The 20,514-nt window shown below is 65.2% G+C and carries 25 protein-coding genes and 1 pseudogene; 6 read left to right on the top strand and 20 right to left on the bottom strand.

Annotated elements, in window-relative coordinates:
- Positions 1-383, top strand: a pseudogene (locus tag BN1134_RS19905) (GNAT family N-acetyltransferase); the annotation flags it as partial.
- 123 nt (positions 384-506) lie between these two features.
- The gene (locus tag BN1134_RS01535) at positions 507-1,202 is read left to right on the top strand and encodes a phosphatase PAP2 family protein (protein ID WP_052449395.1); all 696 of its coding nucleotides are present in this window, start codon (positions 507-509) and stop codon (positions 1,200-1,202) included.
- Between the two features lie 3 nt (positions 1,203-1,205).
- Here the strand turns inward: BN1134_RS01535 and BN1134_RS01530 are convergent, their stop codons facing one another.
- Entirely contained in the window at positions 1,206-1,487 is a 282-nt protein-coding gene (locus BN1134_RS01530) for an Rdx family protein (RefSeq protein ID WP_042044827.1), read from the bottom strand.
- Positions 1,484-2,608 carry a Rossmann-fold NAD(P)-binding domain-containing protein gene (locus BN1134_RS01525; RefSeq protein WP_042044826.1) on the bottom strand — a complete coding sequence of 375 codons (1,125 nt, stop codon included), beginning with the start codon at positions 2,606-2,608 and terminating at the stop codon, positions 1,484-1,486. The genes BN1134_RS01530 and BN1134_RS01525 overlap by 4 nt, the downstream gene beginning before the upstream one ends.
- A gap of 286 nt (positions 2,609-2,894) precedes the next feature.
- On the opposite strand from BN1134_RS01525, the gene BN1134_RS01520 reads away from it, so the two are divergent.
- Positions 2,895-3,800, top strand: a complete 906-nt coding sequence (locus tag BN1134_RS01520) for a LysR family transcriptional regulator (RefSeq protein ID WP_042044825.1) — start codon at positions 2,895-2,897, stop codon at positions 3,798-3,800.
- On the opposite strand, the gene BN1134_RS01515 is transcribed toward BN1134_RS01520, so the two are convergent.
- A complete protein-coding gene (locus tag BN1134_RS01515) occupies positions 3,785-4,213 on the bottom strand; it encodes a hypothetical protein (protein ID WP_042044824.1) in 429 nt (142 codons plus the stop codon). The genes BN1134_RS01520 and BN1134_RS01515 overlap by 16 nt on opposite strands.
- A gap of 80 nt (positions 4,214-4,293) precedes the next feature.
- Between BN1134_RS01515 and BN1134_RS01510 the strand changes: the two genes are divergently transcribed.
- Positions 4,294-6,015: a formate--tetrahydrofolate ligase gene (locus BN1134_RS01510; RefSeq protein WP_042044823.1), complete on the top strand. Its 1,722-nt coding sequence runs from the start codon at positions 4,294-4,296 to the stop codon at positions 6,013-6,015.
- 56 nt (positions 6,016-6,071) lie between these two features.
- Here the strand turns inward: BN1134_RS01510 and folE are convergent, their stop codons facing one another.
- Positions 6,072-6,734 (bottom strand): GTP cyclohydrolase I FolE, encoded by a 663-nt coding sequence (folE, locus tag BN1134_RS01505; protein WP_042044821.1) that lies wholly within the window; start codon positions 6,732-6,734, stop codon positions 6,072-6,074.
- Between the two features lie 162 nt (positions 6,735-6,896).
- Between folE and moeA the strand changes: the two genes are divergently transcribed.
- Both moeA and BN1134_RS01495 read left to right on the top strand, forming a co-directional pair.
- Entirely contained in the window at positions 6,897-8,135 is a 1,239-nt protein-coding gene (moeA, locus tag BN1134_RS01500) for a molybdopterin molybdotransferase MoeA (RefSeq protein ID WP_042044820.1), read from the top strand.
- Entirely contained in the window at positions 8,132-8,890 is a 759-nt protein-coding gene (locus BN1134_RS01495; RefSeq protein ID WP_042044819.1) for a molybdopterin-synthase adenylyltransferase MoeB, read from the top strand. Before moeA ends, BN1134_RS01495 begins: the two co-directional genes overlap by 4 nt.
- Before the next feature lie 68 nt (positions 8,891-8,958).
- Here BN1134_RS01495 and BN1134_RS01490 read toward each other — a convergent pair whose 3' ends face one another.
- The 16 genes from BN1134_RS01490 to napF form a co-directional block, all read right to left on the bottom strand.
- Positions 8,959-9,210, bottom strand: a complete 252-nt coding sequence (locus tag BN1134_RS01490) for a hypothetical protein (protein ID WP_042044818.1) — start codon at positions 9,208-9,210, stop codon at positions 8,959-8,961.
- 27 nt (positions 9,211-9,237) lie between these two features.
- Positions 9,238-10,026, bottom strand: coding sequence for an alpha/beta fold hydrolase (locus tag BN1134_RS01485; RefSeq protein WP_042044817.1), 789 nt, complete (start codon positions 10,024-10,026; stop codon positions 9,238-9,240).
- Positions 10,026-11,078, bottom strand: coding sequence for a molybdenum ABC transporter ATP-binding protein (gene modC, locus BN1134_RS01480; RefSeq protein ID WP_042044816.1), 1,053 nt, complete (start codon positions 11,076-11,078; stop codon positions 10,026-10,028). Before modC ends, BN1134_RS01485 begins: the two co-directional genes overlap by 1 nt.
- Positions 11,072-11,758: a molybdate ABC transporter permease subunit gene (gene modB, locus BN1134_RS01475; protein WP_042044814.1), complete on the bottom strand. Its 687-nt coding sequence runs from the start codon at positions 11,756-11,758 to the stop codon at positions 11,072-11,074. Before modB ends, modC begins: the two co-directional genes overlap by 7 nt.
- A gap of 3 nt (positions 11,759-11,761) precedes the next feature.
- Positions 11,762-12,484: a molybdate ABC transporter substrate-binding protein gene (modA, locus tag BN1134_RS01470; RefSeq protein ID WP_042044813.1), complete on the bottom strand. Its 723-nt coding sequence runs from the start codon at positions 12,482-12,484 to the stop codon at positions 11,762-11,764.
- Between the two features lie 30 nt (positions 12,485-12,514).
- Positions 12,515-12,973: a molybdopterin synthase catalytic subunit MoaE gene (moaE, locus tag BN1134_RS01465; protein WP_193004517.1), complete on the bottom strand. Its 459-nt coding sequence runs from the start codon at positions 12,971-12,973 to the stop codon at positions 12,515-12,517.
- Positions 12,974-12,975: 2 nt separating this feature from the next.
- On the bottom strand, positions 12,976-13,221 hold the full coding sequence (gene moaD / locus BN1134_RS01460; RefSeq protein WP_042044811.1) for a molybdopterin synthase sulfur carrier subunit: 246 nt from the start codon (positions 13,219-13,221) through the stop codon (positions 12,976-12,978).
- A complete protein-coding gene (gene moaC / locus BN1134_RS01455) occupies positions 13,218-13,733 on the bottom strand; it encodes a cyclic pyranopterin monophosphate synthase MoaC (RefSeq protein ID WP_042044810.1) in 516 nt (171 codons plus the stop codon). Before moaC ends, moaD begins: the two co-directional genes overlap by 4 nt.
- Positions 13,730-14,251 carry a molybdenum cofactor biosynthesis protein B gene (gene moaB, locus BN1134_RS01450; RefSeq protein WP_042044809.1) on the bottom strand — a complete coding sequence of 174 codons (522 nt, stop codon included), beginning with the start codon at positions 14,249-14,251 and terminating at the stop codon, positions 13,730-13,732. Before moaB ends, moaC begins: the two co-directional genes overlap by 4 nt.
- A gap of 215 nt (positions 14,252-14,466) precedes the next feature.
- The gene (locus tag BN1134_RS01445; protein ID WP_042044807.1) at positions 14,467-15,057 is read right to left on the bottom strand and encodes a cytochrome c3 family protein; all 591 of its coding nucleotides are present in this window, start codon (positions 15,055-15,057) and stop codon (positions 14,467-14,469) included.
- Between the two features lie 13 nt (positions 15,058-15,070).
- Entirely contained in the window at positions 15,071-15,529 is a 459-nt protein-coding gene (locus BN1134_RS01440) for a nitrate reductase cytochrome c-type subunit (RefSeq protein WP_042044805.1), read from the bottom strand.
- The gene (gene napH / locus BN1134_RS01435) at positions 15,526-16,413 is read right to left on the bottom strand and encodes a quinol dehydrogenase ferredoxin subunit NapH (RefSeq protein WP_042044868.1); all 888 of its coding nucleotides are present in this window, start codon (positions 16,411-16,413) and stop codon (positions 15,526-15,528) included. Before napH ends, BN1134_RS01440 begins: the two co-directional genes overlap by 4 nt.
- An 8-nt stretch (positions 16,414-16,421) precedes the next feature.
- A complete protein-coding gene (napG, locus tag BN1134_RS01430) occupies positions 16,422-17,162 on the bottom strand; it encodes a ferredoxin-type protein NapG (protein ID WP_042044804.1) in 741 nt (246 codons plus the stop codon).
- A 19-nt stretch (positions 17,163-17,181) separates the two neighbouring features.
- Positions 17,182-19,671: a nitrate reductase catalytic subunit NapA gene (napA, locus tag BN1134_RS01425; protein ID WP_042044803.1), complete on the bottom strand. Its 2,490-nt coding sequence runs from the start codon at positions 19,669-19,671 to the stop codon at positions 17,182-17,184.
- Positions 19,668-19,946 carry a chaperone NapD gene (locus BN1134_RS01420; RefSeq protein WP_042044802.1) on the bottom strand — a complete coding sequence of 93 codons (279 nt, stop codon included), beginning with the start codon at positions 19,944-19,946 and terminating at the stop codon, positions 19,668-19,670. Before BN1134_RS01420 ends, napA begins: the two co-directional genes overlap by 4 nt.
- On the bottom strand, positions 19,946-20,452 hold the full coding sequence (gene napF, locus BN1134_RS19060; protein WP_084214668.1) for a ferredoxin-type protein NapF: 507 nt from the start codon (positions 20,450-20,452) through the stop codon (positions 19,946-19,948). The genes BN1134_RS01420 and napF overlap by 1 nt, the downstream gene beginning before the upstream one ends.
- Positions 20,453-20,514: the final 62 nt, after the last annotated feature.

The following is a 20,514-nucleotide window of genomic DNA, read 5'->3' as shown; positions in this document are numbered from 1 at the left end:
TCTCGGGCACCCTGCCCGAGGCGGCGCGCGCGCTGCTGGTCCACTTTTTCGAGCGCCACTTCGGTGCCGACGAGGTGCTGGCCCGCTCCTATCGCCCCTATCCACGGCCACAGCCGAGCCCCCTGCCCGCGCCCCAGTACCGTCAGGCACTGGCCGAGCTCAAGGCGCAGCTGGGCAACCTCGGTTGCGCCATCCCCCCTCTTTACAAGCAGTACGCGGATCTGTGCGAGCCGGGCGGCGTGCAGTTTCTCGACTTCGGGGTCGATCCGGCGTTTGGCCACTGCATCGACGGCCTGGTGTGGGTCAGCCTGGCCCACCTCAAGGCGAGCAAGCGGCAGCGCTACATCACCCCGCACCAGGAAGGGGCGGCGGCGCGGCTGTAACAATTGCTAAAGATTTTGTCCCCGCAAGGCGATTGTTATTGTGATGTCAATCACTAGAATTTTCTCTTTTACGCCGATCACGCACCGAAAAGAGTGTCCATCGACCAATAAAGAGAGGATTGCATGGCATCACATTGGAATTTTCGTCTGTGGGGGGGCTATCAGTTGCTGGCCCTGCTCCTGTTCACCAGCTGGTGGCTGGGCGCCTGGCAAGGCATCGACGAGGCCCTGTTTCACCTGACCAATGAGTGGTTGCGCCACCCGAGCTGGGCCTATCTGGTGGCTCGCGCCAACCAGCGCTGGGTAGATGGCGCCATCGCCCTCACCATGGGGCTGCTGGTGCTGCAACATGCCCGGCAGACCCACAGGGGCGAGCGTCACTACCTGCTGCTGCTGATCCTGCTGATGGCCGGTAGCTTCTCGCTGCAAGTAGCGCTCGGTAAGCTGCTGCCGGTGGAGCGTCCCAGCCCCACCCTAGTGCACGAGATGGCGCTGAGGGTGACCACCCTGGTGCCCGATCTGCACACCAAGGACGCCTCCTCCGGCTCCTTTCCAAGCGATCACGGCATCGGTTTTCTGACCTTCGCGCTCTTTGCCTGCTACCGCTTTGAGCGCCGTCAGCTGGTCTGGCTGCTGCCACTGCTGGCCGTGCTCGCCACCCCGCGCCTGCTCAGCGGCGCCCACTGGTTGAGCGACATCCTGTGTGGCGCCCTGCCGCTGACCCTGCTGGTGGCGGCCTGGCTGTTTCATACTCCCCTGCTGGGCTGGTGTTACCGGGCGCTCGACCTGCTGCCGTGGCCGAAGACTCAAGTTCAATAACACTCACTGGGGCCGGCGATCGCTGTGCCCCAGATCCCGCTCCGGGGCGATGACATCGCGCACCCGCTGCTTGATCTCCTTGGCCTCGGGAAAGCCGTTGTCCGTCACCCTATCCCACACCAATACCCCGTCGACCAGGATGCGAAACTCCCCCTTGCTGGCCGGCACCAGCGCCACCTCGCCCAGCTCGCCGTCAAAGGTGGAAAGCAGCTCCTGGGCCAGCCAGGCGGCGCGCAGCATCCAGCGGCACAGGGTGCAATAACGGATCTCGATTCTCGGTTTCATCCCTTAACTCCATGAAAGTCGGCCAGCCAGAGCCGCGCTATGTCGCGCATCACCGCGGTGGGCAGCTCATGCAGCCCGCCCGCTCGTTGGCGGGTCGCCAGCAGCCTGACCCCCTCAATGATCTCGGCCAGCACCAGATAGACATACTCCCCGATCACGGCGCCGTGGACGAAGTTGACCGCTTCCCCGCGATTGAGCAGGTAGATGAAGGTGCCATCGGGGCGAGCAAGGCGCAACACCCGATGGCAAATCTCCTGACTCGGCCAGCCCAGCTCGGCCAGGGTGAAGGCAAACTCATCGTCGGCCGAGGTGACCGAGGCCAGCATGGCGCCATCTTGCAGCAGCAACAGATCGGCACTGGAGAGAGCGCCGTTGCCGGTCGCGCAGATCACCAGCTCGGCCCGGGCCAGCGCACTGGCCTTGTCGGCGAGGTGAAAGCCGTGGGAGAGCGCCTCGACCTGGCGCAGCGGGCAGGTCTCCACCAGATCGAGCCAGAGGTTGCGCCGGCGCAGCTCGGCAGCGATGCTGTGGCCCACCTTGCCATAACCAAACAGGGCCGCCTGGCAGGCGTTAAAGGTGCGATTGAGGCTGCGCGCCAAGGATTCGGCCGAATAGACCACGCTCAGGCCAATCTGCACATCCTCGGCCTGCTTGAGAAAACTGCGCGCCACCGACAGCACAGGCACCTGCGGGGCAGCCTGCGCCTCATAACGCTGGTGGCCATTCTCGGTCATCTCCACCACCCCGAGGAAGCGCTCCCCCAAGGCGCGGTGCAGCGCCGCCAGCGTCGTGGCAAAGTAACCGCCGATGTCGAGAATGAGCAGCCGCTCATGGGGCCGCAGCAGCGGCAGTACACGCGCCAGCATATCCCCCGGCGAGGCGGTCCAGCGGCGATCCAGCTCGATGATGGGGTACTGGCGCGCCACCCAGGCCAGGGTGTCGGCATGGATCGACTTAGGCTTGGGCAAGATGGCGCCGATACGGCCGATCTGCGCCAGCGTCTCGATAAAGAGCGGCCGATCCGGTAGCAGGTGGGTCACCAGCAGGATGCAGAGATCCGGGGTCGTCCCCTCGGCGGTGAAATGATGAAAGAAGCGGTGCTCAACGCCGATATGATGCAACGCCAGCCTCCTTGATACGAACGGTGGGCCAGTGCTCTCCACATGGAGCTGGCGCGGGAGATCCCGTTTTAGCGAAAACCGGGGTGACCCACAATCACCATCGGGGGGGCAGTGAGCGATATATCAACACCTGCGCGGCCCCGCATCACGCCGGATGCCCCATCACAATAGAGCCAAACAACCCCCTGTTGTGATCCCATCGGCAAAATGGCCCCCTCATCCCCCACCCAGCTCTGAGTGTGATAATCTTGCGATCTATGGGTCAATTATCAACCAGAGGTCAATAATGGAGCAGTTCTCGGCGATGCGTACCTTCGTCAAGGTGGTCGAGAGCCAGAGCTTTACCAAGGCAGCCGCCCAGCTCGGCATCTCGGTGGCCATGACCTCCAAGCTGATGCAGCAGCTCGAAGAGTCGCTCTCGACCCGGCTGCTTTCGCGTACCACCCGCCGGGTCACCCCGACCGAGGCCGGCCACTTCTACTACCAGCGCTGCGTGGCCCTGCTGGCCGAGCTGGAAGAGACCCACAGCCAGCTGACCCGCCACAGCCAGCAGCCACAAGGCACTTTGCGCCTCTCGGTGCCGATGGACTTTGGCTATCTGCACCTCTCCCCCATCCTGCCCGAATTTCGTGCCCGCTACCCGGATCTGAACCTCGACATCGACTACAGCGATCGGCGGGTGGCACTGGTGGAAGAGGGGTTCGATCTGGCGCTGCGCATCGGTCATCTGCCCGACTCCTCACTGGTGGCGCGGCCGCTGGCCATGATGCGAATCTTGCTGTGCGCCAGCCCGACCTATCTGGCGCGCCACGGCACGCCCCTCACCCCGGAGGATCTGCGCCAGCACGACTGCCTCGTCTATGGACTGAGCCAGCCCGAGTGGGTGCTGCGCCGTGGTGAGGAGCGGGTGCTGCTCAAACCAAAGGGGCCGCTACGCACCAACAACGGCGTCGCCCTGACCCGGGCGGCCATCGACGGCATGGGGATCATATTGCAACCCAGCTTCATCGTCGGCGAGCCACTGCGCCGTGGCGAGCTGGTGCCCGTGCTCGGCGCGTGGCAACCCGAACCGATGCCGCTGTGCGCCATCTACCCGCACCGCCGCTTCGTCTCGGCCAAGGTGCGCCTGTTTATCGACTTCATCGAGCAGCGCTTTGCCGCCCCCCACTACTGGGATCAGGGCGCCGGCTGAGCCGGGGCTGACGAGGAAGCGCCGACCCACTGCGCACTCAGCACCCTCTCCTCACCGGCCAACTGCCACCCCGGCAGCCGGTGACGAAGCTGCGCCAGCAGGTCGGCCGGTACCGGCGCAGGCAGGTGGATACGCAGCCGGTGGCACTCGAGCAGGGCCGCCAGTTGCAGCGTCAGGGTGAGGTTGGCCAGATCGGTACGCTCCTTGCGGATCCGCCGGCGTAGCTCGGCCCGCAAGTGGCTCTCCCTGTCCTGGGTCAGCGCCTGCCAGCCAAAACCGAACAGGGGGGCCAGCGCCCCCAACAAGGAGAGCGCCGTCAGCGGCACCTTGGGAGGATGGTAGAGGGCGTTGAGATCGAGCTCGATGAGGACGGTCGCGCCCCCCTCATCCTTGGATAATATATTGTCACTCACGGAGTTCCCCCAGGTGATACACTAGGCGCTCGCAAACCATCCATATTTCATTCTGGAACGCAGATCCAACAAGGAGTCCGATGCTAAGCGATATCGCCCTCTCCCGCCACAGCACCCTGCTGGAAGCAGATGCGCTGGCCGTGCGTCTCGACATCCCCTCCCGCTTTGTCCACCCCTACGGTCGCCACATGGCCAAGATCGACCCGGCCCTGCTGCGCGAATCGAAGGCAGCGAGCGGCAAGTTGATCCTGGTCAGCGCCATCACCCCGACCCCGTTCGGGGAGGGCAAGACGGTGACCACGCTGGGGCTCTCCATGGGCCTCAACCGACGCGGGGCCTCGTCGATCGCCTGCGTGCGCCAGCCGAGCCTTGGCCCCGTATTCGGGGTCAAGGGGGGCGCCGCTGGCGGCGGCCATGCCCAGGTGGTGCCGATGGAGGCGATGAACCTGCACCTGACCGGTGACATTCATGCGGTCGGCGCCGCCCATAACCTGGCCGCCGCCGCCCTGGATGCTCGCCTCTACCATGAGCGCAAGCTCGGTGATGACTTCACCGCTCAAACCGGCCTGCCGCGCCTCAACATCGGCCATATTCTCTGGCCACGGGTGGTCGACATGAACGATCGTGCCCTGCGCCGGGTCACGCTGGGGCTGGGCGATGAGACGGCGGTCGAGCGGCAGGGACGTTTCATCATCACCGCCGCCTCCGAGCTGATGGCCATCCTGGCCCTGGCCAGCGATCTGCATGATCTGCGCGCCCGCATCGGCCGAGTCCGGCTGGCTGAGGCGGTCGACGGCACCCCGATCACCGCCGAGGATCTGGAAGTGGCAGGCGCCATGACCGCCCTCCTCAAACAGGCGATCGCCCCGACCCTGATGCAAACCAGCGAGCAGACCCCGGTGCTGGTGCATGCCGGCCCCTTTGCCAACATCGCCCACGGCAACTCCTCGGTGATCGCCGATCGCATCGCCCTGCGTCACGCCGACTATGTGGTGACCGAGGCGGGCTTTGGCACCGACATGGGGCTCGAGAAGTTCTTCCACATCAAGGCGCGCCAAAGCGGCCTGCAACCGGCCTGCGTGGTGCTGGTCGCCACCCTGCGCGGCATCAAGGCCAACAGCGGCGCCTTCGATTTTGCCCCAGGCCAGCGCCCTCCCGCTGAACTGACCGCCCCCAACCAGCAGCTGCTGGAGCTGGGGATGGAGAACCTGCGCTGGCACATCGGCAATGCCCGCCGCTACGGTATGCCGGTGGTGGTGGCCCTCAACCGTTTCCCGGAAGACAGCGACGAGGAGCTCAACTGGGTGATGACCCAGGCCTGCCTGGCCGGGGCCCGTTCAGCCGCCCTCAGCGAGGCCTTTGCCAAGGGGGGCGCGGGCGCCACCACCCTGGCCGACGCCGTGATCGAGGCCGCCATCCAGGGCTCGGCACCGCGCTGGCTCTACCCCTCGGCCCTGCCTCTGCGCGACAAGCTCACCACCCTGGCCGAGCGCGGTTATGGGGCGAGCGGCGTGCGCCTGAGCGACACCGCGAAGGCCCAGCTGGAGATGCTGAGCCAGCAGGGGCTCGATCACCTCTCACTGTGCATGGCCAAGACGCCGCTTTCGATCAGCCATGATCCGACCCTCAAGGGGGTGCCGACCGGCTTCGTCCTGCCGGTGGAGGCGCTGGTTGCCTGCACCGGTGCCGGCTTCATCTATGTATTGTGCGGCCCGGTGATGACCATGCCGGGGCTCGGCAGCCTGCCCGGTTATCGCCATATCGACATCGACGAGCATGGCGACATCATCGGCCTGCACTAAGTGATCCGACGAAACAAAAAGCCCCGCAGTGCGGGGCTTTTTCATGGCGGTCAGGCTCAGCGTGCGGCGCGCAGGCCGCCGAGAAACTCGGCCCGGGTATCGGGTTGGGTCTTGAACACCCCGCCCAAAGAGGTGGTGGTGGTGGCCGAGGTGGCATCTTGCACCCCGCGCGCCTTCACGCAGTAGTGGGTGGCGGTGATGCTGATGGCCACATCCTGGGTGCCGAGCAGGGTCTGCAATGCCAGCAGCACCTGCTGGGTGAGGCGCTCCTGCACCTGCGGGCGACGGGCGAAGAACTGCACGATGCGGTTGATCTTGGAGAGGCCGATCACCTTGCCGCGCGGAATGTAGGCCACGTGGGCGAAGCCGTCGATGGTCACAAAATGGTGCTCGCAGGTGCTGGTCAGGGTGATGTCACGCACCATGATCATCTCGTCCACCTGCATCTTGTTCTCGATCACCGTCACCTTGGGAAAGCTGGCGTAGTCGAGCCCGGCGAAGATCTCCCCCACGTACATCTTGGCGATGCGGTGCGGCGTTTCGGCCAGGCTGTCGTCCCGCAGATCCAGCTCGAGCGTCTCCATGATGGCGCGCATGTGCGCCTCGATCCGTTCGCGCTTCTCGTCACGGCTCAGACCATTGGGGGCCAGCGGGGTCTCAAGACCCTGGGCCACCAGGGCATCGCGGACCAGACGGGCTTGTGGGCTCAGATCACTCATGGTTCACTCTCTACGGATTGGGGGTTCTACCGGCTGCCTAGTAAAAGCGCAAGCGCCGGATATTGCAAGGAGATTGCAGGCTACCTCCTACGATAGCCTGCCCATCGGCCCCCTTTTTTGGGATAATTCCCCCTTTCCCGTGCCTGTCTACAAGGAGGCCCCATGGGTCATTCCTCACTGCGTCCCCTGGACGATGCCCTGCGCGCCATGCTGGCCGCCCTCTCCCCGGTTGCCGGCACCGAGTCGCTGCCCATTGGCCAGGCCCTCGGCCGGGTGCTGGCCGAGCCCATCGTCTCCCCCATGGACGTGCCCCCCTTCGACAACTCGGCGATGGATGGCTATGCCCTGCGCAGCGGCGATCTGGCGGCCACAGACACCCTGCAACTGCAAGGGCGCGCCCTGGCCGGCCACCCGCTTGGCTGCGAGGGGGCCTATGGCGCGGCCTGCGAGGCGGGCCACTGCGTGCGCATCATGACCGGCGCCGCCCTGCCGGAAGGGGCCGACAGCGTGGTGATGCAGGAGGAGACCGAGGCCGACGGCAACCGGGTGCGCTTTCTGGTCAAGGCGCAGCCGGGGCAGCATGTGCGCCGCCGCGGCGAGGATATCGCCCAAGGCGCCACCGTGCTCGCCGCCGGCCTGCGCCTCACCGCGCGCGAGCTGCCGCTGCTTGCCTCCCTCGGTATCGCCACCGTCACCGTGCGCCGCCGCCTGAAGGTGGCCCTGCTCAGCACCGGCGATGAACTCAAGCCGGTCGGCACGCCGCTGGCCCACGGCGAGATCTACGACTCCAACCGCTACGGGGTGCGCGCCATGCTCGAGCGGTTGCAGGTTGAGGTGCTCGATCTTGGCATCATCCCCGACGTCCCGGACGCCCTGCGCGCCGCCTTCCTGCGCGCCCAGCAGGAGGCCGATGCCCTGATCACCTCGGGCGGGGTCTCGGTCGGCGAGGCCGACTACACCAAGCAGCTGCTCGAAGAGCTGGGCGAAATCGACTTCTGGAAGCTCGCCATCAAGCCTGGCAAGCCGTTTGCCTTCGGCCACCTCGGCCAGACCCGCTTCTTCGGCCTGCCGGGCAACCCGGTCTCGGCCCTGGTCACCTTCGATCAGCTGGTGCGCCCGGCCCTGGCCGTGCTGGCCGGCGAGAGCGTGCGCCCGCCGCTGCGCCTTGCGGCCACCGCCGCCGAGCCCCTCAAGAAGGCGCCGGGGCGCCTCGATTTCCAGCGCGGCATCATCGAGAGCACCGCCAGCGGTCTGGTGGTGCGCAGCACCGGCTCCCAGGACTCGGGTGTCTTTAGCTCCCTGACCCGCGCCAACTGCTACATAGTGCTGGAGCGCGAGCGCGGCCGGGTTGAGGCCGGCGAGACGGTGACGGTCGAGCCGTTCGGGAGCCTGCTGCTGTGAGCGACATCCTCTCGGACGACGAGCTGCTGCGCTACAACCGCCAGATCATCCTCAAGTCGTTTGATTTCGAGGGGCAAGAGGCGCTCAAGCAGGCCAGGGTGCTGGTGATCGGCGCCGGCGGTCTCGGCTGCGCCGCCGCCCAATACCTGGCGGTGGCCGGAGTGGGACACCTCACCTTGGTGGATTTTGACGTGGTGGAGCGCTCCAACCTACAGCGCCAGGTGCTGCACTGCGATGCCCGTCTCGGCCAACCCAAGGTGATCTCTGCCGCCACCGCCCTGCGCGCCCTCAACCCCTATCTGACGGTCGAGGCGACCCAGGCGCAGGCCGATGCGGCGCTGCTCGATGCCCTGCTACCCAGCCATCACCTCATTCTCGATTGCAGCGACAACCTGACCACCCGCAATCTGCTCAACCGCCGCGCCCGCGCCCATCGGGTGCCGCTGGTGAGCGGGGCCGCCATCCGCTTCGAGGGGCAGGTGTGCAGCTTTCTCTGGCACGAGGGGGAGCCCTGCTACGAGTGCCTGAGCCAGCTGTTCGGCGAGCAGGCCCTCACCTGCGTCGAGGCCGGGGTGCTGGCCCCCGTGGTCGGTCTGGTCGGCAGCGTGCAGGCGCTCGAGGCCATCAAGATCCTGGCCGGCTGCGGCGAGCCGCTCACCCACCGCATGCTGCTCATCGACGGCCTCTCGGGGCAATTTCGCCCCCTGCGCCTGCCAAGACGCGCCGACTGCCCCTGCTGCGGCGAGGCGCCCTGACGCACGGCGCAAAACCGTGAGCAAAAAAAGAGCCCGGCATCGCCGGGCTCTTCGTTGCTGGGACAGGCTCAGCGCTCGCGGCACTGCACCTCGGGGGAAGGGTGATATTGGCCAAGGCTCACCAGGGTGAGCAGGCCGTCGGCCGGAGTGCTGTGCGCCTGCACCTCCACCCCGCCGTCACAGTGCGCCCCAAGATCCAGCACGGGGCCCTCATTCATGGCCAGCCGGGTGCTGCCCCCCTGTTGATGCAGGGCCACACTCTGCTGGGCGCAGGCCCCCAGGGTCAGGACCAGCACGCCGGTCAACAGACGCTCGTTCATCGCCGTTTTGACTCCCTCATCGTCTCATCAGTAGTAGTGGATGTCGGTCAGAAACCGCTCCAGCAGCTGGTTGCAGGCCGCCGGATCTTCCGCCGGCCAGGCATGGCGCCCCTCGGGGGTGAAGATCCGGCCATCGGGCAAGGAGGCAAACTGCGCCACCCGGCTGGCCAGCGGCAGGTAATCCACCGTGCTCGACACCAGAGCCACCGGCATGGTCAGACCGGAGAGGCGCGCCCGCACGCTCCAACCGGGCAGCGCCTCAAGCAGCGCCCGGTAGACCCGTTTGCGGTTGCGCCGAAAACGCTGGCGGAAGGTGTGACGCAGCGCCCCCTGCTCGGGCAGGGGAAACAGCTCGCGCCCGAGCCACCAGGCGAGCGGCCACATGCCGACCCAACGCAACCACTTGAGGCGCTGGGCAAAACGCGCCCGATCGGCCTCATTGTCGAGGGAAAACTCGGCAAAGCCATTGATCAGCATCATGCCTTCGACGCGCGAGGGGCGCGCCAGCGCCACCTCGAGCGCCACCATGGCCCCCAGCGAGAGGCCGACGATGACCACCTGCCCCGCCTGATCGTCAAGCCAATGCACCACGTCATCGGCCAGTGAGGGGACATCGAGCGCCCCCTCCTGCACGTTCAGACCGTGACCGCGCAGATCGAGTGCCACCGCCCGGTAGTGAGGCGAAAAGTACTCAAGCTGAGCCTGCCAATCGAGGCTCGATGAACCGAGCCCGTGCAAAAACAGCAGCAGCGGGCCCTCCCCCGCGCTGCGCTGATAGAGCCCCTTGACCCGGCTCTCCTTGCGTTTGCGGCGCATTACGCCTCCCCCAACAGACTGACGGCCTTGATATAGGCAAAGAGTTCCTGCCCGCCCTCGAGCGCCAGTCGCAGGCTCGAGCGGCGGGTGATCCGCGCCAGCAGTATCTGCTGGCCGAGGCCGAGCTGCAACAGGCTCTGACCCGGCAGCCCCTCGCGCTCCTCGCGCAGTCGGGTCGAGAGGCAGTTGGAGAGGCTCGAGCCCTCGATGGGGCGGGTGGCGATCACCACGTCGCGCGCCGCCACCTTGATGCGCACCGGGCCGGGGGCATCCGGGGGCAGCGGCATGGTGACAAACAGGGACTGGCCATCGACATCGAGCTCGGCCATCTGCTCCTCTGGGCACCAGTGTTTGAGCGTTGCGCAGAGGATCACCCCGCCATCGTCGCGGGCCGCGAGCGGCAGATCGAGCCTGGCAAACAGCGCATCCGGCCCCCCTTGCGCCAGCGCCCGCCCCTCCTCGATCAGGATCAGCTCGTCGCACAGCATGCTCACCTCCTCCATGGCGTGAGTCACGTAGAGCATGGGCAGATCGCTCTCGCGTTGCAGCTGTTGCAGCTCGTGGATAAGGTGCAGGCGGCTGCGCCGATCGAGGGCCGAGAAGGGCTCATCGAGCAGCAGCAGGGTCGGCTCGGCAAGCAACGCCCGAGCCAGGGCCACCCGCTGGCGCTGACCGCCGGAGAGGGCCGGCGCCGGCTTATCCAGTAGCTCGCGAAATCCAAGGCGCTCGGCCAGCGCCTCCATCGGCCAGCGGCCACGCCCCTTGCCGGCGGCCAGCAGCAGGTTGCCGCGCACCGTCAGATGGCTAAACAGGCGCGCATCCTGAAACACCAGACCGATGGCGCGCCGCTCTGGGGGAAGCGGGCCCAGCTCGGCCCCGCGCCAGGTGAGGCGATCGCCTGCGCGCCGATCCAGTCCGGCGATGGCGCGCAGCAAGGTGCTCTTGCCGCTGCCGGAGGGGCCGAACAGGCCGCAGATCCCCTCCCCGCGCCAGACGAGGGAGCAGTCGAGATCCCAACTGCCAAAGTGGCGTTGCAGCGAGAGACTCAGCATGCCAGCAGCCTCCGCTGGCGGCGCTGCAACACGCCATACACCAGAACGAGCACCGTCATGGCCACGCCGAGCAGACCGGCCGCCAGCAGGTGGGCGTTGCCGTAATCTTGCGCCTCGACGTGATCAAACAGGGCAATGGAGAGCACCTGGGTCTCCCCCGGTATGTTGCCGCCTATCATCAGTACCACGCCAAATTCTCCCAGGGTGTGGGCAAACCCCAGTGCTGCCGCCATCACAAAACTCGGTAGCGTCATCGGCAGCACGATGCGCATGAAGCGCTCGACCGGGCCGAGCCCCAGGGTGGCGGCGGCTTCCAGCTCGCGATCCCCCAGATTGACGAAGGCCGAGGTGAGCGGCTGCACCACGAAGGGGAGCGAATAGATGAGCGAGGCGATGAGCAGCCCGCTGAAGCTAAACGCCAGCTGGCTGCCAAACAGGCGCTGCCACCCCTGCCCAAGACCGGTGTCAGGCGAGAAGGCGAGCAGCAGGTAAAAGCCCAGCACGGTGGGCGGCAACACCAGTGGCAGCGCCACCAGCGCCTCCACCACGGGGCGGGCCCAGTGACGGCTGCGCGCCAACCACCAGGCAAGCGGTGGCGAGAGCAGCAGCAAGAGCCCGGTGGTGCAGGCGGCGAGTTTCAATGTCAGCCCGATGGCGAGCAGATCGGCGGCGCTGGGCATGCGTCAGCGGGCCGGCAGGCCGTAACCGGCGGCGGCGATGAGGGCGTGGCCCTTCTCACCTTGTAACCAGGCCACCAGCGCCTCGGTCGCCGGGCCCGGCTTGAGCACCACCCCCTGCTGCTCGATGGGGGGGTAGAAGGCCGCAGGCACCTCCCACGCCTCGGCACTCTTGCCCGCCTCCACCAGATTGGCCCAGGCGACGAAGCCATACTCGGCGTTGCCGCTCTCGACAAACTGCCAGGTCTGGCCGATGTTGCTGCCGGTCAGCACCCGAAACTGTTGGGGGGCGATCTTAAGGTGCGCCAAGGTGGCCATGGCGGCGGCCCCATAGGGGGCGGTGCGGGCATTGGCGATGGCCAGATTGCCGCGCCAGGCGCGCAGGGCCGCCTCGTCGGGGGCCGGCCCTCCCCTGCGCCACAGTCCCAGCTTGCCGTAGGCATAGGTAAAGCGCCCCAGTCCCTTACCCTCTTTTTCCAGCTTTTGCGGCGTGGCCGCATCGGCCGAGAGAAAGAGATCGAACGGCGCGCCGTGGCGGATCTGGGTGTAGAGCACCCCGGTGGCGGCCGAGCTGATGGTGACCGAGTGGCCGGTCTCGGCCTGGAACGCCTCGGCAATCTTGCCAAGGGTGCCCTTGAAGTTGGCCGCCACCGCCACCTTGATGTCGTCGGCCTGCACCGCCGGCATCACCAGCAGCAGGGCCAGCCCCCATCCATATCGACGTCCCATGCGTTTTCTCTCCTTCACGCCCACACAGGGCTACTCCTGCCAGCGGGCGGCGGCCTCGTTGTCGCTCTCTTTGGCCTCGACCCAGTAACGACGACCGTCGTGGCTGAGCTCACGCTTCCAGAAAGGGGCCCGGGTTTTCAAGTAATCCATGATGAAGTGGCAAGCGGCGAAGGCCGCCTCGCGGTGGGCCGAGCTGACCGCCACCAGCACAATTTGATCCCCGAGCAGCAGATCGCCCACCCGGTGGATCAGGGTGCACGCTTGCAATGGCCAGCGCACTTCGGCCTCGCGCACGATGGCGGCCAGCGCCTTCTCGGTCATGCCGGGGTAGTGCTCCAGCGACAAGCCGGCCACCTGCTCCCCCTGGTTGAAGTCGCGCACCTTGCCCACAAACGTGACGATGGCGCCGCTGTCACGGCGCGCGGCCAGGCGCTCATATTCGGCGGCGAGGCTGAAATCCTCGCGCTGCACCACGATGAGGGGCTCCATGCTCATCCCCCCGTCACCGGCGGGAAGAAGGCCACCTCATCGCCCCCCTTGATGGGGGTATCGAGCGGCACCAGGGTCTGGTTGACCGCCACCAGCAGCTTGCCGGGTTCAAGGGCCAGCGCCCACTTGTCACCGCGCTCGGCCAGTGCGGCGCGCAGCGCCTCGGCGCTGGTGTACTCATCCGGCATGGCCAGCGCGTCACACCCCACCAGCTCACGCACCTGAGCAAAAAACAGCACCTGGATCATGAGGCCTCTCCTGCATTGTGTTGATCGGGGTTCATATCCGCCTGGAAGTGGCCGGACTTGCCGCCCCGCTTTTCTAGCAGCCGCACCGGGCCGATGACCATGTCTTTTTGCACCGCCTTGCACATGTCATAGATGGTCAGCGCCGTCACCGACGCCGCGGTCAGTGCCTCCATCTCGACCCCGGTCTTGCCCGCGAGTTTGCACAGGGTTTCGATACGAACCCGGCTGTGGGCCGGCTCGGGAGTGATCTCCACCTCGACCTTGGTCAGCGCCAGCGGGTGGCACAGGGGGATGAGATCGGCGGTTTTCTTGGCCGCCATGACCCCGGCGATGCGGGCGGTGGCAAACACATCGCCCTTATGGTGTTCCCCCGAGAGGATCAGTGCCAGGGTCGCTGGCGCCATGGCGATGAAGGCCTCGGCGCGGGCTTCGCGCTCGGTCACGGCCTTGGTGGTGACGTCCACCATGTGGGCTTCGCCACGGGCGTTGAGGTGGGTCAGTTCGGCACTCATTGAGACTCCTTGCCTAGGTGGCTCACGAAGTTGCAGGGACGGGTCGAGGCGTCGAGCTGGGGGGCAATCAGCTGCTCCCAACCGAGACGGCAGGCGCCGGTCGATCCCGGCAGACAGAAGATGGCCGTGCGATTGGCCAGCCCCGCAATGGCGCGGCTTTGCACGCTGGCCGAGCCGAGCTCGGCAAACGAGAGCTGGCGAAACAGCTCGCCAAACCCCTCGACCGGGCGATCGAACAGCACGGCGATCGCCTCTGGCGTCTGGTTGTGGTCATAAAAACCGGTGCCGCCGTTGATGACAACCGCCTCGATAGCGGGATCGGCGATCCAGGCCGACACCAGGGCGCGCAGCCGGTAGCGATCGTTCGGTAGCAGGGCCCGCTCGGCCAGACGATGGCCGGCAGCGCGCACGACGTCAGCCAGATAGTCTCCGGAGCTGTCTTGCTCCAGGGTACGGGAATCGGTCACCGTCAGCACGGCGATAGAGAGAGGGCGAAAGGGCGCGGCACACCTGGCCATGGCGGCTCCTTACTGAGATCCGGTTTGCTCCCGGAGAAATGAATACGGACAAGCCCTGCCTTGGCCACTGGCTCATGGCGGCGGGGCCGCGAAAGTGTATCAGACCTATCCCTAAGTGTCTGTCACAACAGGCATCTTATCTGTCTGTTATGACTCACAAAAACAGAGGGCGCCGGTTGCCCGTCGCCCTCTGTGGTGACACAGTGCGCTGCGCGTTAGAACCCAGGCACGCCGGACATCTCCGGCAACTGGTGGGCAATCCCCTTATGGCAGTCGATGCAGGTGCTCTCGCCATTGGCCAGATTGGTGGCATGCATCTTGGCCGCCCGCTGCCCTTGCAAGGAGAAGTCCATGTACTCGAAGTTGTGGCAGTTGCGGCACTCGCGCGAGTCGGTGTCCTTCATCCGCTTCCACTCCCGCTCGGCCATCTCGCGCCGATGCGATTCGAACTTCTCGCGGGTGTCCACCTTGCCGGTGAGCTTGCCCCACAACTCCTTGGAGGCCTGCACCTTGCGGATGATCTTGTAAGTCCACTCATGGGGCACGTGGCAATCCGGGCAACTGGCGCGCACACCGGAGCGGTTGGCATAGTGGATGGTGTCGCGGTACTCCTGGAACACGTTGTCACGCATTTCGTGGCAACCGGTGCAGAAGGCCTCGGTGTTGGAGGCCTCCATGGCGGTGTTAAAGCCCCCCCAGAAGATGACACCACCAAAGAAGCCAAGCAGCAGGATCACCCACAGCGCCGCCTTGGAGGGAGATTTGAAGGTCACCCACAATCGCTGAACAAAACCGGGCAGTTTCATCGTTTCAGGCTCCTCAGTTCAGGGATTCGACCGGCTTGAAGGTGTTATCCACCAGCGGCTTGGCATCCACCTGGGGCACGTGGCACTGCAGGCAGAAGTAACGGCGCGGGGAGACCTCGCCCAGGGTCACGCCGTCACGGGTTTCGAAATGGGTCGGGCTGATCTTGGGGGCCTTCATGGCGGCGGCGTTCTTGAAGCTGTGGCAGGCCAGGCACTTATTGACCTTGCTGTCGACCTCATAGTTGCGGGTGTCATGGGGGATCATCGGCGGCTGGTGCATGTACTGACGCGCATAGGCGTCACCATCCTTACGAAAATTCTTGAGCGGCGCAGGATTATCCTCGCTACCCAGATCCGTGATGCCCCGCTCCGACTTGAGTCCACCGGTATCGGTATTGAAATCCGGGGTTTCAGCAGCCATCAGCCCCCCCGCCAGCAGGCAGGCCAGCATTGCTCCAATCAGCTTTTTCATTGTTGTTTCTCCGACATGTTGTCTGCCTTGACGGCAAATCCGACCGAAAGGGTGAAAACCTGCTCCGCGCACACATCGATGCAGCGGCCGCAGTTGAGGCACTCCTGGGCGGCGATGAGCGGCCCATGCCCGCGTCTGGCACCATGTACCGGCCCTTTGAGGATCGGCCGCTCGGGGCAGACGGCATAACAGTCCATACAGTTGCTGCAGCGGTCGCGGCCGCTGGCAGAGATCTTGATAAATCCAACCCGGTTGACCAGGGCCCAGAAGGCACCCACCGGACAGAGGTGGCCACACCAGCCCCGCTCCACCACGAACAGATCGAACAGCAGCAGCGCCAGCAGCAGCGTCCACCCCGCCCCCATGCCAAACAGCAGGCCACGCAGCACGAGCGGAACCGGGTTGACCCACTCCCACACCAGCAACCCCGTCGCCACAGGCAGCACCAGCACCATGGCCAGCAGCCAGTAGCGGGTCGCCCGGGAGAGCGTACTGCCGGCACGCAGGCCAAGGCGCATCCGCAGCCAGGCGGCCGCATCGGTGATGAGGTTCACCGGGCAGACCCAGGAGCAGAACACCCGCCCCCCGACCAGCCAGTACCCCAGCAACACGATGGCGCTGCCGATGAGCAGCGCATTCAGTGGCCAGTGGCCGGTGGCCAGGGTCTGTAGCAGCACCAGGGGATCGGTGAGCGGCACCGCACCGAGCAGCTCGGAGCTCGACAGATTGCCTTTGAGCACCCAGATCCCGGCCAGTGGCCCCAGCAGGAACAAGCCCATCACCGACAGCTGGGTCAGACGCCGCAGCAGCAGGAAACGGTGGGCATGCCACCACCCCAGCTTCTGGCTCGCTTCGCGGCCGGGAATGCGGCTGGCTTTACTCATGGCCTTGCTCATAACCCCTCCGGTTTGCGTACGGGCAGGGTCAGCGGCTCATCGATCAGCGCCTTGCCCGCCTTGGCTTTCTCTTCCCAACCGAGCCGGTAGTGATGCCCCAGCTCCCCTTTGGCCAGCTGACGCGGCAACACCTTGATGGCCGCCTCTTCCAGCACGCAGGCATGCTCGCACTTGCCGCAGCCGGTGCAGACATCGCTGTGCACCGTGGGCAAAAAGATGGCGTGCTTGCCGGTACGAGCGTTGTGCTGCAGATCGAGGGTGATCGCCTGATCGATGAGCGGGCAGACCCGATAGCAGACATCGCAGCGCAAACCGAGCGCGTTGAGGCAGGTCTCGTGGTCAATGAGCACCGCCACCCCCATGCGCGCGTCGTCGATCTCGGTCAGAGCCGGATCGAGGGCTCCGCTCGGACAGGCGACCACGCAGGGAATGTCGTCACACATCTCGCACGGCACCTTGCGGGCCGAAAACCAAGGGGTGCCCGTGGTCACCGGCTCGAACCAGCGGGCGAGTTTCAGGGTGTCATACGGGCAGGCCTCGACACAGAGACCACAGCGCACACAGGCACCGAGAAACTCATCCTCGATCAGAGCTCCGGGCGGGCGCAGAGCCTGGGCCGGCAATGCCTCGGCCTGCTGGCGTGCCAGGGCGCCGAGGCCAAGGCCAAGCAGCCCCACCCCGCACGCCCCTTTGGCCATCTCACCGAGAAACTGTCGCCGACTGACCACTCTGCTCATGCCACTGCTCTCCTCATGCTCAGGCCTTCATCACCTTGACGGCACACTTCTTGAAATCCGTCTCTTTCGAGAGCGGATCGGTGGCATCCAGGGTGACCTTGTTGACCAGCTGACTGGCGTCGAAGAAGGGCATGAACACCAATCCCTTGGGCGGCTTGTTACGGCCACGGGTCTCGATGCGGGTCTTCACCTCGCCACGGCGGGAGATCACCTTCACCTCATCACCACGACGCAGATTGCGCGCCTTGGCGTCGTCCGGGTGCATGAACAACACCGCATCGGGGAAGGAGCGGTACAGCTCGGGCACGCGGCGGGTCATGGTGCCGGTGTGCCAGTGCTCGAGTACGCGACCGGTGGAGAGCCACAAGTCGAACTCGGCATCCGGCTCTTCGGCCGCCGGCTCGTAGGGCAGCGCGAAGATGATCGCCTTACCATCGGGGCGGCCATAGAAGCGCACCTCTTCACCACTCTTGACGTAGGGGTCATACCCTTCGCGATAGCGCCACAGGGTCTCTTTGCCGTCCACCACGGGCCAGCGCAGGCCGCGCGCCTCATGGTACTGATCGAACGGCGCCAGATCGTGGCCATGACCACGGCCGAAGCTGGCGTACTCCTCGAACAGGCCCTTTTGCACGTAGAAACCGAAGTGTTCGGACTCTTCGTTCAGCGCCCCCTTGCACTCCTCTTTCTTGAACTTGTTGACCACGCCGTTGGCGTAGAGCACGTCAAACAGGGTCTTGCCCTTGAGCGCAGGATTCTTGGCGATAAGCTCGGCCGGCCACACCTCTTCCACGGTGAAACGCTTGGCGAACTCCATCAGCTGCCACAGGTCCGATTTCGCCTCACCCGGCGCCTTCACCTGCTGATGCCAGAACTGGGTGCGACGCTCGGCGTTGCCGTACGCCCCTTCCTTCTCCACCCACATGGCGGTGGGCAGGATCAGATCGGCCGCCTGAGCGGTGACAGTCGGGTAAGGGTCGGAGACCACGATGAAGTTACGCGGATCGCGATAGCCAGGCAGACGCTCTTCATTGATATTGGGGCCGGCCTGCATGTTGTTGTTGCACATCACCCAGTAGGCATTGAGCTTGCCATCTTTGAGCATGCGATCTTGCAGCACGGCGTGATAGCCCACCTGCTCGGGGATGGTTCCCTCGGGCAGTTGCCACAGCTTCTCGGCGATGGCGCGATGGGCAGGGTCAGTCACCACCATGTCGGCCGGCAGGCGGTGGGCAAAGGTGCCCACTTCGCGGGCGGTGCCGCAAGCCGACGGCTGGCCGGTCAGGGAGAAGGGGCCAGATCCCGGCTGGGAGATCTTGCCGGTCAGCAGGTGGATGTTGTAGCAGAGGTTGTTGGCCCAGACGCCGCGGGTGTGCTGGTTAAAGCCCATGGTCCAGTAGGAGACCACCTTGGCATTCGGGTCAGCATAGATTTTGGCCAGTTTCTCGAGCCGGTCGACCGGCACGCCGGAGAGCTTGGAGACCTTCTCGACGTCGTAGTCGGCCACAAACTTGGCAAACTCCTCGAACGTCATCGGAGTGGAGTCGCCGCTGTCGGGATTCTTGGCCTTTTGCTGCAAGGGGTGGGTCGGACGCAGGCCATAGCCGATGTCGGTGACCCCTTTCTTGAACTGGGTGTGCTTGTTGACGAAGTCCCAGTTCACCTTGTCGTTCTTGATGATGTAGTTGGCGATGTAGTTGAGGATCGCCAAATCACTTTGCGGGGTGAAGACCAGGGCGTTATCGGCCAGCTCGAAGCTGCGGTGCTCAAAGGTCGAGAGCACGTGCACCTGCACGTTCGGGTTGGAGAGGCGGCGATCGGAGATACGCGACCAGAGGATGGGGTGCATCTCGGCCATGTTGGAGCCCCACAGCACGAAGGCATCGGCCTGCTCGATGTCGTCGTAGCAGCCCATGGGCTCATCCATACCGAAGGTGCGCATGAAACCGACCACGGCCGAGGCCATGCAGTGACGGGCGTTGGGATCGAGGTTGTTGGTGCGCAGGCCCGCCTTGAACAGCTTGGCGGCGGCATAGCCTTCCCACACGGTCCACTGACCCGAGCCGAACATACCCACTGCGGTCGGCCCCTTCTCTTTCAGGGTGGCCTTGAACTTCTCGGCCATGATGTCGAAGGCCTGATCCCAGCTGATGGGGGCGAACTCCCCTTCCTTATCATACTGGCCGTTCTTCATCCGCAGCATGGGTTGGGTCAGGCGATCCTGGCCGTACATGATCTTGGAGAGGAAGTACCCCTTGATGCAGTTGAGGCCACGGTTGACCGGGGCATCCGGATCGCCCTGGGTGGCAACGACGCGACCCTCCTGGGTGCCCACGAGCACCGAGCAACCGGTGCCGCAGAAGCGGCACGGCGCCTTGTCCCACTTGATGGCGGTCTTGTCGGTGCTGGTGATCAGGTTGGCCGCCAGACTCGGGGCACTGATCCCGGCCGCAGCAGCGGCTGCCGCCACCGCATTGGCCTTCATAAAGTCACGTCGGCTCAGCTTCATGACAGATCCTCACATGGTTTTTGTTCGTCAAATTGGTGGTAGATCAGGGCCGCCGAAATCACGCCTGGTATGGCGTTGATCGCATCGATGGCTTCAATGATCTCCCTCTGGCGGGCCCCCTCCAGGGTCACCACCAGCTTGCCCTCGTCACTGACGGCGTGCACCTCGGCACCCACCAGTGTAGCCACTTGACCGGCCACCTCATGACGTCGGGTGGGTTGGGTCAGCACCAGCAGACTGGAGACGTGGTATTCGTCGTGCTTCTCCTGAGTCATCAGGGTCGCTCCTCACGGGGATCGGCCACCGTAATGGCCTGGGTCGGACAACCCGCCACACAGGCACCGCATCCGGTGCAGTCGGCAGGTTCAATACTCGGAGTGGGAATGCCGCCCGCCACGGGTCGAAAACGGATGGCGCGCAGCTCGCAGGCATCCTGGCAGGATTGGCAGAATACCTTGCCAAAGGCGAGGCAACCGCTACCTATATGGGCTTTAAGCGACCAGGGAGATAGTGTGCGGGGGAGAAAAAGAGGCTCATTGCAGACATCAACGCACTGGCCACAGAACGTGCATTCACCACGGGTGAAATCTAGGGTGGGGAATCCCCCCTCGCCCCGCACGATGATCTGTTCGGGGCAGGCCTTGATGCAGCCATCACAACGCGTGCAGCCGGCGCTAAATTGTGTCCACGGCAGCGCCCATGGCAGGGGCAATACCTTTGCCTGTGGTCGAAATCGTCCGCGCAGCAATGCACGTCGGGTTGGATCGACTCCCTGTGACATGACTCTTCCTCACTGGCCCCAATGTGTCCCCAGAGGGGACAGAAATTGTGCTTCTGGATGCA

Source organism: Aeromonas simiae (assembly GCF_000820125.1).
GTDB classification, from domain to species: domain Bacteria; phylum Pseudomonadota; class Gammaproteobacteria; order Enterobacterales; family Aeromonadaceae; genus Aeromonas; species Aeromonas simiae.
The sequence above is the reverse complement of the archived record's forward strand: the minus strand, read 5'-3'. Positions and strand labels throughout refer to the sequence as shown.

Excerpts from the sequence above, each read along its gene's own strand:
- BN1134_RS01535 (WP_052449395.1), top strand. The coding sequence starts at position 507 with ATGGCATCACATTGGAATTTTCGTCTGTGGGGGGGCTATCAGTTGCTG.
- BN1134_RS01530 (WP_042044827.1), bottom strand. The coding sequence starts at position 1,487 with ATGAAACCGAGAATCGAGATCCGTTATTGCACCCTGTGCCGCTGGATG.
- BN1134_RS01520 (WP_042044825.1), top strand. The coding sequence starts at position 2,895 with ATGGAGCAGTTCTCGGCGATGCGTACCTTCGTCAAGGTGGTCGAGAGC.
- BN1134_RS01510 (WP_042044823.1), top strand. The coding sequence starts at position 4,294 with ATGCTAAGCGATATCGCCCTCTCCCGCCACAGCACCCTGCTGGAAGCA.
- folE (WP_042044821.1), bottom strand. The coding sequence starts at position 6,734 with ATGAGTGATCTGAGCCCACAAGCCCGTCTGGTCCGCGATGCCCTGGTG.
- moeA (WP_042044820.1), top strand. The coding sequence starts at position 6,897 with ATGGGTCATTCCTCACTGCGTCCCCTGGACGATGCCCTGCGCGCCATG.
- BN1134_RS01490 (WP_042044818.1), bottom strand. The coding sequence starts at position 9,210 with ATGAACGAGCGTCTGTTGACCGGCGTGCTGGTCCTGACCCTGGGGGCC.
- BN1134_RS01485 (WP_042044817.1), bottom strand. The coding sequence starts at position 10,026 with ATGCGCCGCAAACGCAAGGAGAGCCGGGTCAAGGGGCTCTATCAGCGC.
- modC (WP_042044816.1), bottom strand. The coding sequence starts at position 11,078 with ATGCTGAGTCTCTCGCTGCAACGCCACTTTGGCAGTTGGGATCTCGAC.
- modB (WP_042044814.1), bottom strand. The coding sequence starts at position 11,758 with ATGCCCAGCGCCGCCGATCTGCTCGCCATCGGGCTGACATTGAAACTC.
- modA (WP_042044813.1), bottom strand. The coding sequence starts at position 12,484 with ATGGGACGTCGATATGGATGGGGGCTGGCCCTGCTGCTGGTGATGCCG.
- moaE (WP_193004517.1), bottom strand. The coding sequence starts at position 12,973 with ATGGAGCCCCTCATCGTGGTGCAGCGCGAGGATTTCAGCCTCGCCGCC.
- moaD (WP_042044811.1), bottom strand. The coding sequence starts at position 13,221 with ATGATCCAGGTGCTGTTTTTTGCTCAGGTGCGTGAGCTGGTGGGGTGT.
- moaC (WP_042044810.1), bottom strand. The coding sequence starts at position 13,733 with ATGAGTGCCGAACTGACCCACCTCAACGCCCGTGGCGAAGCCCACATG.
- moaB (WP_042044809.1), bottom strand. The coding sequence starts at position 14,251 with ATGGCCAGGTGTGCCGCGCCCTTTCGCCCTCTCTCTATCGCCGTGCTG.
- BN1134_RS01445 (WP_042044807.1), bottom strand. The coding sequence starts at position 15,057 with ATGAAACTGCCCGGTTTTGTTCAGCGATTGTGGGTGACCTTCAAATCT.
- BN1134_RS01440 (WP_042044805.1), bottom strand. The coding sequence starts at position 15,529 with ATGAAAAAGCTGATTGGAGCAATGCTGGCCTGCCTGCTGGCGGGGGGG.
- napH (WP_042044868.1), bottom strand. The coding sequence starts at position 16,413 with ATGAGTAAAGCCAGCCGCATTCCCGGCCGCGAAGCGAGCCAGAAGCTG.
- napG (WP_042044804.1), bottom strand. The coding sequence starts at position 17,162 with ATGAGCAGAGTGGTCAGTCGGCGACAGTTTCTCGGTGAGATGGCCAAA.
- napA (WP_042044803.1), bottom strand. The coding sequence starts at position 19,671 with ATGAAGCTGAGCCGACGTGACTTTATGAAGGCCAATGCGGTGGCGGCA.
- BN1134_RS01420 (WP_042044802.1), bottom strand. The coding sequence starts at position 19,946 with ATGACTCAGGAGAAGCACGACGAATACCACGTCTCCAGTCTGCTGGTG.
- napF (WP_084214668.1), bottom strand. The coding sequence starts at position 20,452 with ATGTCACAGGGAGTCGATCCAACCCGACGTGCATTGCTGCGCGGACGA.